This window comes from Dokdonella sp. (assembly GCF_035511235.1).
GTDB lineage: Bacteria > Pseudomonadota > Gammaproteobacteria > Xanthomonadales > Rhodanobacteraceae > Dokdonella.
In genome coordinates, this window is the sequence record NZ_DATKFQ010000004.1 from 32,384 (window position 1) to 47,062 (window position 14,679).

8 protein-coding genes are annotated in these 14,679 nt (G+C 69.7%); 7 read left to right on the top strand and 1 reads right to left on the bottom strand.

What is annotated here, in order from left to right; all coding sequences use genetic code 11:
- The first annotated feature begins 304 nt into the window (after positions 1 to 304).
- The 6 genes from VMR06_RS01535 (at position 305) to VMR06_RS01560 (ending at position 10,994) form a co-directional block, all read left to right on the top strand.
- Positions 305 to 1,240, top strand: coding sequence for an ECF-type sigma factor (locus VMR06_RS01535; RefSeq protein ID WP_325372271.1), 936 nt, complete (start codon positions 305 to 307; stop codon positions 1,238 to 1,240).
- 259 nt (positions 1,241 to 1,499) lie between these two features.
- On the top strand, positions 1,500 to 4,301 hold the full coding sequence (locus VMR06_RS01540) for a serine/threonine-protein kinase (RefSeq protein ID WP_325372273.1): 2,802 nt from the start codon (positions 1,500 to 1,502) through the stop codon (positions 4,299 to 4,301).
- 43 nt (positions 4,302 to 4,344) lie between these two features.
- Positions 4,345 to 5,511: a DUF1615 domain-containing protein gene (locus tag VMR06_RS01545; protein WP_325372275.1), complete on the top strand. Its 1,167-nt coding sequence runs from the start codon at positions 4,345 to 4,347 to the stop codon at positions 5,509 to 5,511.
- Between the two features lie 185 nt (positions 5,512 to 5,696).
- On the top strand, positions 5,697 to 6,071 hold the full coding sequence (locus VMR06_RS01550) for a DUF1428 domain-containing protein (RefSeq protein WP_325372277.1): 375 nt from the start codon (positions 5,697 to 5,699) through the stop codon (positions 6,069 to 6,071).
- A 424-nt stretch (positions 6,072 to 6,495) separates the two neighbouring features.
- A complete protein-coding gene (locus VMR06_RS01555; protein ID WP_325372453.1) occupies positions 6,496 to 8,478 on the top strand; it encodes a catalase in 1,983 nt (660 codons plus the stop codon).
- 311 nt (positions 8,479 to 8,789) lie between these two features.
- Entirely contained in the window at positions 8,790 to 10,994 is a 2,205-nt protein-coding gene (locus VMR06_RS01560) for a choice-of-anchor J domain-containing protein (protein ID WP_325372279.1), read from the top strand.
- A 211-nt stretch (positions 10,995 to 11,205) separates the two neighbouring features.
- Here VMR06_RS01560 and VMR06_RS01565 read toward each other — a convergent pair whose 3' ends face one another.
- Positions 11,206 to 11,859 (bottom strand): hypothetical protein, encoded by a 654-nt coding sequence (locus VMR06_RS01565; RefSeq protein ID WP_325372281.1) that lies wholly within the window; start codon positions 11,857 to 11,859, stop codon positions 11,206 to 11,208.
- 590 nt (positions 11,860 to 12,449) lie between these two features.
- Here VMR06_RS01565 and VMR06_RS01570 point away from each other — a divergent pair.
- On the top strand, positions 12,450 to 14,096 hold the full coding sequence (locus tag VMR06_RS01570; protein WP_325372283.1) for a DUF4394 domain-containing protein: 1,647 nt from the start codon (positions 12,450 to 12,452) through the stop codon (positions 14,094 to 14,096).
- Positions 14,097 to 14,679: the final 583 nt, after the last annotated feature.

The following is a 14,679-nucleotide window of genomic DNA, read 5'->3' on the forward strand; positions in this document are numbered from 1 at the left end:
CCGCACGCCGCATCCATGCCCGCGCGATGCATCGCTGCGGACGGGGCTACGCGGCATGCACATGCGGCGCGGAATGGATCCGGTCCGCGGCACAGCGCATTCGAGCGGACGCGCGATCGACGCAGGCGATCGCGACCGCACCGGCGCGCCAGGAGCGGTCCTTCCCTGGACCGCACAGACCAAAGCGTGTCGCACGGTGCCTCAACGGCGCCGAGCGGACTCGAGCTGAGGACCGCCAGGTACCCCGATCGCCGACGGAAGCGCCTGGTCTAGCGCAGGCCGCCGCCGGACGCATGTCCTTCCAGTGTCGAATGCACGATTCCTCCCGAGCCTCATCCGCGTGCATCGACGTCGACGGCGCGTTGACCATGACCGCTCAAGGCGCGGCCGCTGCATCGGCACCGCCGCTGCGCTCGACCGGCTTCCGATCCGCACGCCGGCCCGCCCATCGGCTGCGCTGCTCTTGAGCTCCCTCGAGCATGTCGCTGGCTCCCTCATCTCTGATCCGGCGCGTAATTCGCAAAATCGCATCGAATCCGGACACGCCGTCGACGACAGTGAGAAGGAGTTCCGGATTTGGCGCGATGCGCGGCTGCGGCGAGCCGCTACAATGATCCGAAATGGACCTTTGGAACGTCGTATGCCGCGCGCCGTCGATTCAACCGATGATGTCGTCCTCGATCGGTTGCAGACGACGCTGAGCAGCGCGATGCGCGATCCGTCGCACAGTCTGGCCTCGATGATGACCGAGGCCTACCGCAACCTGCTGCGCGTGGCGCACGTGCAACGCGGTGCCCTCGGCGCCAGCCCGACGCTGTCGACCACGGCTCTGGTCCACGAGGTCTATCTGAAGCTGCAGGAATCGCCGGAACTGAAGGTTTCGGACGTCAAGCACTTCTATTACCTGGCCACCCGCGCGATGCGCTTCGTGCTGACCGACCACGCGCGGCGCAAGCTGGCGCGCAAGCGCGGCAGTGCGCTCAGCACGGACCTGCTCGACGAGCACGCCGTGCCGGACCTCGACGGGCGGCATGCCGAGCAGGTCGTCGAGATCAACGACGTCATCGACCAGCTCGGACAGATCTTCCCGCGCATGGCCCAGATCGTCTCGCTGCGGTTCTACGTCGGTCTGGACGATGCCGAGATCGGATCCGCGCTGGGCATCGACGAGCGCACCGTGCGCCGCGACTGGATCAAGGCCCGCGGCTGGATGATCGGCCGGCTGCGGGAGGCGGACTGAGGCCAGGCGGCGCGACCAGCGGCACGCGATCGCCGCGACGGTCGGGCCGGCGCCGGCGGCAGGTGCGGTCCCGAGCGTAAGGATGCGACGGAGCGGCCGGCGCCGCCGGGAGTGTGTCGCACCGGGCCCGGTTGCCGCCGCGCGATCGGATGCCGTCCGCGCGCGCCGGCCGGAAGCGCGCCGGATTCCTCCCCGATGCCCGTCTTTCGCACCGAAATCCGATTCTTGCTGCGCCATCCGCCCGCCACCGACTTCGAACATGTCGACACCCCGCCCTCCCCTCGACTGGCCATCGCTCGAGCGACAACTCGATGCGCTGCTCGATCTGCCGCTGCCGCAGCGCGTGGACCGCCTCGCCGAACTCGACCGCAGCGCCCCGGACGACGCGCGTGCGCTGCGCCAATGGCTGGCGGACATCGACCAGGCCGAGCGCGATCCGCTGGCGCAGACGCACGACGGCGAGCGCGTGGGACCGTGGCGGGCACTGCACCGCCTGGGCCGCGGCGGCATGGGCGACGTCTGGATGGCCGAGCGCAGCGACGGCACCTACGAGAAGCGCGTCGCGATCAAGTTCCTGTACGGCGACACGCCGCTGCTGCGCGCGCGCCTCGAGATGGAGCGCCACCTGCTCGCCCAGCTGCAGCACCCGAACATCCCGCGGCTGATCGACGGCGGCGTCACGGCGAGCGGACAGCCGTATCTGGTCACCGACTTCGTCGAGGGCATGCGGCTCGACGCCTGGAGCCGGACCGAAGCGGCGGCCGAGCTCGACGTGCGCATCGGCGTCTTTCGCCAGATCGCGGCGGCCCTCGCGCACGCGCACGAGCGCTCGGTCGCGCATCGCGACATCAAGCCGCACAACGTCCTGGTCGACCGCGACGGCCGCGCGCATCTGCTCGACTTCGGCGTGGCGCGCCTGCTCGACGAGGAGCGCAGGGCCGACACGCTGCAGCCGCTGACGCTCGAGTACGCGGCGCCCGAGCAGGTCTGCAACGGCGAGGCCAGCCTGAGGACCGACATCTACGGCCTCGGCGCGCTGTTCTATTTCCTGATCGCGCGCCAGCCGCCGTTCCACTTCCAGGGCCTGCCGCTGGCGGCCTGCATCAGGCGGATCTGCGACGACGAGCCGCCCCGGCCGAGCGTGGCGGGCGATATGCCGGACCTGCCGCGCGGCCTGCGCGCCGATCTCGATGCGATCGCGCTCAAGGCCCTGGCGAAGAGGCCGGGCGATCGCTATCCCAATGTCGAGGCGATGCTGCGCGATCTGGACGACGCCTACGCCCACCGCCCGATCGAGGCCCGCAAGCTGGACGGCGGCTCGTATCGCCTCAGGCGCTTCGTCCGCCGCAATGCGCTGGCGCTCGGCGTTCTCGCCGCGGTCGGCCTGAGCCTCGCGGCGGGTCTGGTCGTGGCGCTGTGGCAGGCGCGCGTCGCGTCCGAACAGCGCGACGCCGCACAGGCAGCGCGCGCTATCGCCGAGACCGAACGCGCCAACGCCCGCGCGCAGGCTGCGCGCTCGGACATGACCGTGGACTTCCTGCTCTCGGTGCTCGGGTCGGCCGCGCCCGGCAACGAGGCGATCAAGATCGACGACCTGCTCGCGCTGGCCTCCCGGCGCGTCACTGACGCGGCCGCGCATCGCCCGGAACTCTATCCGCCGCTGTTCGACACGCTGATCCAGGCCTACCAGCAGCGCGGCAACGCGCGTGCGCTCGCTCCGCTGCTGTCCTCGCTGCTGGATGACCCGCAGAAGAACCTGCCGCCGGCCGTCGCCGCCGAGCTGTCGTGTTCGCTCGCCGACCTGGAGTGGACGATCCAGAACTGGGACGGGGCGCGCCGCCGGGCCGAGTCCGGACTGCAGCAGGCCGCCACGCTGGCGCCGGAACGGGCACGCGAGATCCGCCCGGCCTGCCAGCGCATCCTGGCCGAGCATCGGCTGTTGTCGGGCAACCTCGCCGACACGCTGGCGTTCTATCGGCAGGCGGATGCCGAGATAGGCGATGCACCGCCCGATACGCGCAAGAACGCGCTGTTCCTCGGCACCTACGCGGTCAAGCTGGCGATGGCCGACGAGCTGCTCGAGGCACGCGCGATGTTCCGCGATTCGATCGACATGTATACGCGCCTGGGACGCCAGACCAGCGCCGATGCGCTGACGACGCTGGGCCAGCTGGCCTACGTCACGGCCCGTGTCGGCCTGCCGCTCCAGGCGTTCGGCGAGATGCAGCGCAGCATCGAACTGAACCTCGAAGCGACCGGCCCCACGGCCGACATCGCGATGATGCTGTACGGCCAGGCGCAGATCGCCGTGCATCTGGCGCGTGCCGAGGATGCGGCAGCCCTGCTCGAGCGCTCGCAGGCGATGGTGCGCGACTTCGCGCCCGATCAGGCCAGGCGCTTTCGCATCCAGTGGGCGGCCCTCGCCGGCCGCGTCGCGTCATTGGCCGGCGACGAGCACCTGCGCGCCACGAAGATCGCCGAGACCCGCGAGGCACTCGACGCGCTCGAGGTGCCGCCGCAGTCGCGCCTGCGCTCCGCGTTGCGCGAGGCGGAGATCACCGACGAGACCCTGCTGAAGGCGGCGAGCCCGCAGGAGGCGTTGGCGCGGTTCGAGAATGCCGAGACCCAGCTGCGCGCGATGGGCGACGGGTCGAAGCTGGCGCTGGCGAGGATCATGCTCGACACCGCGGAGGCGGCGCTCGACGTCGGCCGCAGCGACCTGGCCGGTCCGCGGGTCGTCCAGGCGCGGGCGATGCTCGGCGAATCGGTCGATCCGCAGAGCTGGCAGCTCGGCGTCTGCGATGCCGTCACCGCCTGGATCGACTGGCACGGCGGACAGGACCGCCGGGCGGCGCGCGCGCGGCTCGAACAGGCCGTTGCGCGCATCCGCACCGCTCTGGGTGCCGACCATCCGCGCGCCGTGCAGTGGCACGCGCGCGTGCAGCGGCTCGACACGCCGGTCGCGCATGCGGCCGGACCGCGATCCGCAACGGACCGTGGCGCCAGCGGAGGCGTGGCGGACGCATCCGCGAGCGCCACCTTGCGGTCGCAGGCGCGCTGACCGGCGGCTGGAGCCGATGCGGCGGCCACCGTATGCTGGCCGCATGAACGACGACGGCCGCCACACGCCCCGCTCTTCCCGCGAAGCGCCTGCACCGGCCGCACGCACCGGCACCGGCGGGGGATCGCGCGCATGGCGCGGGCTGCGTGTGCTGCTGCCGGTGCTGTTGACGGCCTGCGCGACGCAAGGTCCGCCGCGCCCCGCGCACGACGCGGTCGCGGTGCGTGCCGAGATCGCGCGGCGGATGCCGGCGACGACCGCCGACCGTACCGGCTGGGCCGGCGATATCCAGATCGCGTTCGACGCGCAGCGCATCGAGCCGAACGCCGAGAACATCTGCGCCGTGCTGGCGGTGATCGAGCAGGAATCGGGCTATCGCGCCGATCCGGTCGTGGCCGGCCTGCCGGCGATCGCACGCAGGGAGATCGATCGCCGCGCCTCCGCCCTGCACGTACCGAAGCGGCTGGTCGACGCGGCGCTCGCGATCAGGTCGACCGATGGCCGGACCTATGCGCAGCGCCTGCGGGGAGCGCGCACCGAACGCGAGCTCAGCGAGATCTACGAGGACATGATCGGCCGCGTGCCGCTCGGCAAGCGCCTGTTCGCCGACATGAACCCGGTCCAGACCGCCGGGCCGATGCAGGTCAGCATCGCGTTCGCCGAGGCCCATGCCCGGGGCTATCCGTATCCGGTCGAAGGCTCGATCCGCCGCGAGGCGTTCAGCCGCCGCGGCGGCCTGTACTTCGGCATCGCCCACCTGCTCGGCTACGAGACCCCGTATACGCGCAAGCTGCACCGGTTCGCCGACTACAACGCGGGCTGGTACGCCAGCCGCAATGCCGCCTTCCAGAATGCAGCCGGCCTGGCCTCGGGCATCGAGCTCGCGCTGGACGGCGATCTGCTCAGGCCCGGCGCGCGGCTCGACGAGCCCGGCCAGACCGAACGTGCGGTACGCGCGCTGGGTGCCTCGCTCGGCATGGACGACCGCGCGATCCGCAATGCGCTGGCGCGCGGAGACCGGCTCGAGTTCGACGACACCGACCTCTACGTGAAGGTGTTCGCGCTGGCCGAGGTCCGTGCACGCACGCCGCTGCCGCGCGCGCTCGTGCCGGGCATCAGGCTCGAGAGTCCGAAGATCACGCGCGATCTGACCACCGCTTGGTTCGCCACGCGCGTCAACGACCGCTACCAGCGCTGCATGCGGCGCTAGCGCGCCGGGCCGCGCCGTTGCCGGTGGCGGCATCTGCGGCTCCGCAGGCCGACGAGCTGAATCGCATCGGGCCTGTCGATTCCGGCCGCCCGCGTTCGTCGTCCGGATGGGAGCGGCGATGCGCGCCGCCCGGCCCGATCGGACGCTCCCCCGGTTCACCCCCGTTCCGTCCGCAGGAGATACGCATGTCCTATATCGATGGTTTCGTCATCGCGATTCCGACCGCCAACAAGCAGGCCTTCATCGACCATGCCCGCAAGTTCGATACCGTGTTCCTCGAATACGGCGCCACCCGCATCGTCGAAGGCTGGGGCGACGACGTGCCCGACGGCAAGCTGACCGATTTCCGCAGGGCGGTCCAGGCGGGCGCCGACGAGACCGTCGCGTTCTCGTGGGTGGAATGGCCCGACAAGGCGACCCGCGATGCCGGCATGAAGAAGATGATGGAAGATCCGCGCATGGATCCTTCCAATCCCGACAACGAGCCGATGCCGTTCGACGGCAAGCGCATGATCTTCGGCGGCTTCGCACCCGTGGTGGAGCTGACACGGCCGGCTTAGGCCGGCCCGGATCGGCACGGCCCGAGGCGTCGGCTCCGGCTGTCGGCACGGCCGGCGCGGCGCCTCGATCCGAGTCCGGCAGCCGGGGGCCTAATGCCAGGGGCATTCGCGAACGGGCGCTCGTCTCGCATCGGGCCTCCGGTCCGTCACGCAGGCCCGCGGCGCGGGCCGCGTGCCCGGCGCGGGCCGGCCCGGCTGCGCATTGTCTGGACTCAGCGGGCATTTAGGCGCCGCGCGCAAGATGGATGGGCTGCGGTTTCCCCGCCGCAGGTGATCTGGTCCCCGTCCCCCTTCCCGCGCAGGAGCTCCCCACGTGGCCGCCAAGACCCGAACCTCCGCTGCATCCCCCGCCGTACGCCGTGCCAAGTCGGAGGCCGGTGCGGGCGGCGAAACCCATCAGCAGGCCGGCGGCACGCATCCGCCGCTGACGACCAACCAGGGCATCCCGGTCGCCGACAACCAGAACTCGCTGCGTGCCTACGGCCGCGGCCCGACCCTGCTGGAGGACTTCATCCTCCGCGAGAAGATCACGCACTTCGACCACGAGCGCATTCCCGAGCGCATCGTGCATGCGCGCGGTTCGGCCGCGCACGGCTACTTCGAGCTGACGCGCTCGCTCAGGAAATACACGACCGCGAAGATCCTCAGCGACGTCGGCGTCCGCACGCCGGTGTTCTGCCGCTTCTCGACGGTGGCCGGCGGTGCGGGATCGATCGATACGCCGAGGGACGTGCGCGGCTTTGCGGTGAAGTTCTACACCGCGGAAGGCAACTGGGATCTGGTCGGCAACAACATCCCGGTGTTCTTCATCCAGGACGCGATGAAATTCCCGGACCTGGTGCATGCGGTCAAGATGGAGCCGGATCGCGGCTTCCCGCAGGCCGCGACCGCGCACGATACGTTCTGGGACTTCATCTCGCTGATGCCCGAGTCGATGCACATGATCATGTGGGCGATGAGCGACCGCACGATTCCGCGCTCGCTGCGGATGATCGAGGGCTTCGGCGTACACAGCTTCCGTCTGCTCGACCGCAACGGCAACAGCACCTTCGTCAAGTTCCATTGGCGGCCGCGCCTGGGCCTGCAGTCCACGTGCTGGGACGAGGCCGTCAAGCTCGCCGGCGCCGATCCGGACTTCCACCGGCGCGATCTGTTCGAGGCGATCGAGCGCGGCGAATTCCCGGAATGGGATCTGGGCGTGCAGCTGTTCACCGAAGAGGACGCGCAGCGCTTCCCGTTCGACCACCTGGACCCGACCAAGCTGATCCCCGAGGAACTGGTTCCGCTGCGGATCGTCGGGCGCCTCGTGCTCGACCGCTGGCCCGACAACTTCTTCGCCGAGACCGAGCAGGTCGCGTTCTGCCCGGCCAACATCGTGCCGGGCATCGACTTCAGCGACGACCCGCTGCTGCAGGGCCGGCTGTTCTCGTATCTGGACACGCAGCTGCTGCGGCTGGGCGGCCCGAACTTCCACCAGATCCCGGTCAACGCGCCCAAATGCCCGTTCGCGAACCTGCAGCGCGACGGCCACATGCAGATGCTGCAGCCGAAGGGACGCGTCAACTACGAGCCGAACTCGCTCGGGATGGACGGTCCGCGCGAGACGCCGGCGGGCTTCCGCCATCACGCGACGCCCGCGGACGGCGCCAGGACGCGCCTGCGCCCGGAGAGCTTCGCCGATCACTACTCGCAGGCACGGCTGTTCTACCGCAGTCAGAGCGAGGTCGAGCAGGCGCATATGGCCTATGCGCTGGTGTTCGAGCTGTCGAAGGTCCAGACGCCGGCGGTGCGCGAGCGCGTCGTGGGGCATCTGCGCAACATCGACGCCGATCTGGCCGCACGCGTCGCCGACGGCCTCGGCCTGGAGCGGATGCCGCCCGCAGCGAAGCCGGCGGTCGAACCGATCGACATGCCGCCTTCGCCGGCGCTGCGGCTGATCGGAAAGAACGAGCCGATGCTGGTGGGCCGGGCGATCGGCATCCTCGTCGACGAAGGCTCCGACGGCGCCGCCGTCGCGGCGCTGCGCAAGGCGGTCGAGGCCGAGGGCGCCGCCGTCAAGATCGTCGCGCCGAAGATCGGCGGCGTGCAGCTCAGGAACGGCAAGCGGCTGCCGGCCGACGGCAAACTGGACGGCACGCCCTCGGTGGTGTTCGACGCGGTGGCCGTGGTGCTGTCGGCGCAGGCCGGCGAGCGGCTCGCCCGGGAAGCGGCGGCCGTCGACTGGGTGCGTGACGCATTCGGTCATCTGAAGGCGATCGCATCGAGCAGCGGCGCGCAGGCGCTGCTCGATGCGGCCGGCGTGGAGGCCGACGCCGGCATCGTCGACGCAGCCGATACGGCCGCCTTCATCAAGGCGGCCAGGACGCGGCAATGGCAGCGCGAGCCGACGCTGCGCATGCTGCCGTGACCCGGCGAGCCGCGCCGGCTCGGACCGGCGCGGCTCGCCGATCGCACGAATCAATCCATGCGCGAGCAGGGGCTCGCCCTGCGTTTCCCGGCGGGCGCGGACGGGTGCGGCCGGCGCGCGACCACTCCGCGCGCGCCGGCGCATGGTCGGTCTGCATGGCCGCTTTTTCTCCGAAGCTTCCCCCGGTCATTCTTTTCCGGCGCTCCTTCACGCATACTCACCTCGCCGCGACCACAGGGGGAACGGCCGTGACGCACTCGCGCATTCGTTTCGCGAGGCCCGCGCACGACTGAAATCATCAGGGGAGCATCATGAGCAAGACATGGAGTCGCCTCGCGGCGATGACGCTGTGCGCGGGTCTCGCCGGCACGGCCGGTGCCCAACCGTTCGTCGAGAACTTCGACGACATCACCACGCTGGCCGGCAACGGCTGGTTCCTGCAGAACAACAGCACGCCGATCGGCATCACCAACTGGTTCCAAGGCACCAGCGTCGCCGGTGGCGGTCCGTTCGACGCCTACAACGGGGCGGCCAACGCCTACATCGGCGCCAATTTCAACAATACGACCGGCGGCACCGGCACGATCAGCAACTGGCTGGCAACGCCGAACCGGACTTTCCGCAATGGCGACATTTTCCAGTTTTACACCCGCAAACCGGCAACGCCCGTCGGCGGAGCGGACTATCCCGATCGCCTGCAACTGCGCCTGAGCACGAACGGCGCGAGTACCAACGTCGGCACGGGCGGCACCGCCGTCGGCGATTTCACGACCGTGCTGCTGGAGATCAACCCGACCCTGGTCGTCGGCGGCTATCCGTACAACTGGACGCAGTACACGGTCACGATCTCGGGCCTGCCGGCGCCGACCTCGGGGCGCATCGCATTCCGCTACTTCGTGACCAGCGCGGGCCCGACCGGATCGAACTCCGACTACATCGGCATCGACAACGCGGTCTACACGCCGTACGTATGTCCGACGCTGACCGTGACCGGCACCACGCCGAACGGCACCTGGGGCCAGGCCTACAGCGCGCCGCTCGGACAGACCGGTGCCTTGGGCGCTCCGAACTTCGCCGTCGTCGCCGGCGCACTGCCGCCCGGGCTGACGCTGTCGGCAGGCGGCCACGTTTCGGGCACGCCCAACGCGACCGGCACCTTCAACTTCACCGTCGCGGTCAGCGATGCGAGCGGATGCAGCGGCACGGCCGCCTTCTCGATCACGGTCGTTCCGGGCCTGCCCGACGCACCGACGGACGTCAACGCAACGCCGGGCGATGCGCAGATCAGCGTGGACTGGACCGTCCCGGCTCTCGACGGCGGCGATCCGATCTCCAGCTACACCGCGACCTGCAGCGACGGGTCCGACAGCCACAGCCAGACCGCGCCCGCAGCACCGGCCGTCGTGACCGGCCTCATCAACGGCAACGCCTACACCTGCAGCGTCGCGGCGAGCAACGGCGTCGGAGCCGGCCCTGCATCGCTGCCCAGCGCGGCGGTGACGCCGATGGGCGAGCAGACGATCACGTTCGGCGTTCAGCCCGATCGCGTCTACAGCCCGGGCGGCACGTTCCCGATCGACCCGCCGGCGAGCGCCAGTTCCGGTTTGGCGGTCACCTACGGATCGGCGACGACCGGGGTGTGCACGGTCAGCGGCAGCACGGTCTCGATCGTCGCGGCCGGCACCTGCACGCTGACCGCCGACCAGGCCGGCAACAGCGCATGGAACCCGGCACCGCAGGCGACGCAGTCGCTGACGATCGCCCAGGCCACCCAGACGCTGACGTTCCCGGCGCAAACCGAGACGACGCGCTGGTTCAAGGCCGGCAGCAGCTTCGCGATCGCACCGCTGGCCAGCAGCGCCGAACCGAACTCGGGCGCGCCGATCGTCTATTCGTCGCTCAGCGGCGGCGTCTGCTCGGTCAGCGGCACGACGGTGACGATGGTCGCCGAAGGCGTCTGCACGATCGCCGCCGATCAGGCCGGCGACGGCAACTATAGCGCCGCCGCGCAGGTGAGCGTGCAGGTCACGCTGGTGGCGCCGACCGAGGCCGATCTGTGGATCGAGAAGTCCGCCTGGAAGGCCACGGCGGTCATCGGCGACACGGTCGGCTATTCGATCGATCTCGGCAACGTCGGTCCGGCGCATGCCGCCAACGTGCGCCTGCTCGATCTGGTCCCGGCGCGCATCGATCCGGCCAGCGTGGTCTGGCAGTGCATGGCGGCCGTCGGTACCAGTTGCCCGACACCGGCGACCGGCACCGGCAACCTGGATCTGGTGATCCCGCTGCTGCCGCGCGAGGCCAGCCTGCAGTTCGAGCTGTACGGCGTGGTGATGCCGGCGGCCGATCCGGCGAACGACTTCACGCCGTTCGACAACACCGCGAGCGTGTCGCTGCCATCGGGATCGCCGCTGAGCGATCCGGTGTCCGGCAACAATGCGAGCACCGCGACGATCTCGGTGCTGTCGCAGCCCGATGCGCTGTTCACCGACGGCTTCGACCTGCCGCAGCGCTGATGACCGATCGACCGCGTCTGCCCGCTCGCGGGCAGACGCGGTCAACCCACTCGAGGGCGGATTCCATCCGCACCCCTTTTTTGTTCTTCTGCTTCGACGCCACGAAGCGCAGGGCCGCCGGTCCGGATGCATCGTCTCCGAGACGGCGGAACGCATCGGACGCCCCCGTAGCGACAGGGCGCGGCGCAGCCGATCCCGTTGCGGATCAGGCCTAGAAGAAGCCGGCGACGCCGTAGGATGGCCGCTCAACCGGGTGACTGGCGCCTTCGATGATCCGATCGATCTCGGTCAGTTGCGGCGCGCGACCGTTTCCGAGCAGCCGTTCCAGATCGGCGTGAAGCCCGCGCATCCGCGACGAAGCAGCCACGGGCGCCGTTCCAGAGCCATTGATTCCAGGCCGCATGGAAGCGCGCTCGCAGCACGGCGGGCGCGTCCTCGCCCGGCGCGGATGCGTACAGGCGCTCGGACCGTGCGAAGGACGCGGCAGCTGCCGCGTGGTCGCCGGCTTGAAGCCGGCAGCGCCCTCGATGCCCGCGATCTCCGCCATCGGCCAGCCGCTCACTTCGCCGCCGAGTTCGAGCAGGGCGGCGCTGGCTGCGGCCAGGCTCGACTTCGCAGCGGCACAACGGCCGTTGCGGAGCCGCTGTTCGGCCTCGAGGAGGTCGATGCGCGCCGCGAGAAACTCTAGGCCGTGACGTGCGCCTTCGACGATCGTGCGCGCCTGCGCGAAGCAGGCCTGAGCCTCACGACCGGCCTGCGCGTCGATCGCGCGCTTTGCGGCGGCGAGCAGCGTGTGCAGGCGAAAGCGGGCGCCGGCATCGCGGCGTGCGCGCTCCGCTCCGGCACCTCGCGCAGCATCCGGCACGAGGCATCGGTGTCACCGCGCGCCGCTCGAATCCGCACGCGCATCATCGCCAGGCGCAGGCGATGGGTGCCGTTCTGGGCGCCGCTCGTCGCGATCAGCAGCCGACCGAGCGGCTCGAACGTCGCCAGCGCCGCGTGGAACCGGCCGAGGCTGTACGGCGCAACGCCCTCGTTGTAGCTCATCACGCCGAACTCTGCTTGAGCACGTCGGCGACACTGCGCTCGAGGTGGAACGCGCGGCGCAGAGTCCCGCTCTCCACGCAGCTCGGCGGCAGCCGGGAAGCGCAGGTCGGCGTAGACCAGAGGAAGCAGCGCGCGGAGCGCACCGTCGTCGCCGGGCTACCAGTCTCCCAAACCGCTGCTCATCGCCGCTACCCCGTGCGGGATGGACCACGCAAAGCTCGTCTTTCGCCGCAAAACTAGGGCAGCTGCGCCGGCGCGCACTTGCGAGACCCGCACCGGTCGAGCCCCTGGGTGGACCCGGATGTCACTGTTGACGGCAATTTTACGCTTCAAACAACGGGTCGCGGCTCAGGTGTTCCGACAGGTGGAGCCGGCCGCGAATGTTCGATCACCGATTGAGGATTTCTCATGCGCTGCCTTCCGCACCCTCTCGCCTGCGCCGCTCTGGGCGGCCTCCTCTCCACCGCACAGGCCGGCCCGACAGAGCACCCCGTACCCACCGGAGCCGGAACGACCCCCGCCGGCTCGTTCTACGCCATCGTGGGCATGGCCCCGGCGAACGGCGATCCGACGCTGTGCGGATCGCGCACGACGCTGGTGGTCGAGGTCGGTGACGAGGTCAACTTCTGCTACCTGGTGTACAACGACACGCCGTACGAGAACGGCATCCACACACTCAACGACAACGTCTACGGCGATCTGTTCGTCGGAATGCCGCTGAATTTTCCGAGCAACAGCATCTATCAGTACAACCACATCGCGCGCGCCGAGGAGACCGGGTTCCACGACTGGTTCTGGCTGGCACAGTTCGGTGCGGAGAAGTACGGAGCCGCCGGCCAGCTTCGCCTCGTCGTCGAAGGTCAGCCGACGATCCAGGCGACGCCTACCTCGATCGTCGCGGATGGATCGTCCGCCCAGGATGTGAACGTCGTCCTGCGCATCGCGAATGCAGGCAACCAGATTCTGCGCTGGGAACTGAATTCGGCGTCCTCGCACCCCACGACGACGGGAGAATCGTCGTCGCCGCTCGGACCGCCCTCGACGCCGTCGGCCCTTCCGGTGCCCGCTTACGCGTTCGGCGGCTGGGATCTGACCAGCTTCACGTCGCTCAATCTGCGGGAGCCTTCGATTTTGATCGATCTGGTCAATCCCAGACCCGGCAACATCATCGCGTCGACCTTCATCGGCGATGATTTCAGCAAGATCTACGCGGTCACCAGCGCGGGCGGCGGCAGTACTTTCGCAATTCCGCCCAACACGCTGGTGCGCCTCGCCACCCGGGAAGACGCCCTGGGCGCCTCTGAGACGATCGGCACGCTCGACGCCCCGGTGGGGGCCGACCGCTGGCAAGGCCTGAAGTGGGATGCCGTCTCAGGAAACGTCTATCTATTCGGCCGCAATACGCTGTACACCATTGACCCGGCAACCGCCCACGTCTCCTTGGTCGGCACCGTTGGGGGTCCCGGCATCCCGGCCGGCAACGAGATTGTCACGATGACGATCTCCCCGGAAGGACAGATGTACGGCATCGACTGGACCAGCGATACGCTCGTCACCATCGACAAGACCTCGGGTGCAGCTCAGGTCGTTGGGCCGCTCGGCGTCAATGCCTCGATATACCAGGGCGGAATGGACTTCGACCCGTCGACGCACACCTTGTACTGGGCCGGCTTCACCGTGGGTGCAGAGGGCGAACTGCGCAGCGCGATCTATACGATCGATACCCAAACCGGGCTTGCAACGGCCATCGGCGACGTGGCGAACACGAACACGTTCGTCCTCTCCTCGCTCTCCCTGGCCGTTCCGCAGAGCGCCTGCGGCGAGCACGCGAACCCGGGCCTGGTGACGCCATCCGCCGGCTCCGGAGCGATCGCGGTCGGAGCGCCTGCGCAGGATGTGACGCTGACGGTCCATACGCGCGGGCTCGCCACGGGAACCTACACCTCGGAGCTGTGCCTGAGGAGCAACGATTCGCGAATGCGCAGCATCGCGATACCGGTCACCGTGACGGTCGTCGACTCGATTTTTGCGAACGGGTTCGAGACAACGCCGTAAGCGCACGAGCGCGACATGCCCCCACCGCCGCACGAGCGCGCGGTGGGCGGTCGCAGCTTGGGCAAGCGCGGAGCGCACCGTGAAGACGCGGCGCCTTCACGGTGCCGCGCTCGGACGCGGATGCGAAGCGGCGGCATGTGTCACCCGCAGAGGAGTCCGCAGCGCCGCGCCGGCTCACTCCATTGGCCGGCAGCGACCGCGTGAGACACCGGATCGGCGACTCTTGCGCACAAGCCCGGATACCTTCCCTCCGGCCTGCGGCGCCGCCGCGACGCTGCAGATTCCAAGACCGTGGCGGTGGACGCGTGGGCGCGCCTTGCGGCCAAGCCGGCTCGCAAACGCATCCAGCACGTCCAGGCTCACCGGCGGAAATCGTCGAACCCTCGTCGGCCATGCCATGCCGACGACCCAGGCGGGCCTCGCCTCAGGGACGACCTACCTACGCACCCAGCACATGTGAGTTCGCCGCCGGGAATCGTCGACACCGTGACGGTCATGCGAAGCCGACGGCCCAGGCGAGCGTAAGGCTGGGCCGCCACGAGAACGCAGCGTGCACGGCCGGGCTCGCCGGCGGACCGTCGCC

Bases quoted from the DNA above. Each gene is read 5' to 3' on its own strand.
- VMR06_RS01540 (WP_325372273.1), top strand. From the start codon at position 1,500: ATGTCGACACCCCGCCCTCCCCTCGACTGGCCATCGCTCGAGCGACAA.
- VMR06_RS01545 (WP_325372275.1), top strand. From the start codon at position 4,345: ATGAACGACGACGGCCGCCACACGCCCCGCTCTTCCCGCGAAGCGCCT.
- VMR06_RS01550 (WP_325372277.1), top strand. From the start codon at position 5,697: ATGTCCTATATCGATGGTTTCGTCATCGCGATTCCGACCGCCAACAAG.
- VMR06_RS01560 (WP_325372279.1), top strand. From the start codon at position 8,790: ATGAGCAAGACATGGAGTCGCCTCGCGGCGATGACGCTGTGCGCGGGT.
- VMR06_RS01570 (WP_325372283.1), top strand. From the start codon at position 12,450: ATGCGCTGCCTTCCGCACCCTCTCGCCTGCGCCGCTCTGGGCGGCCTC.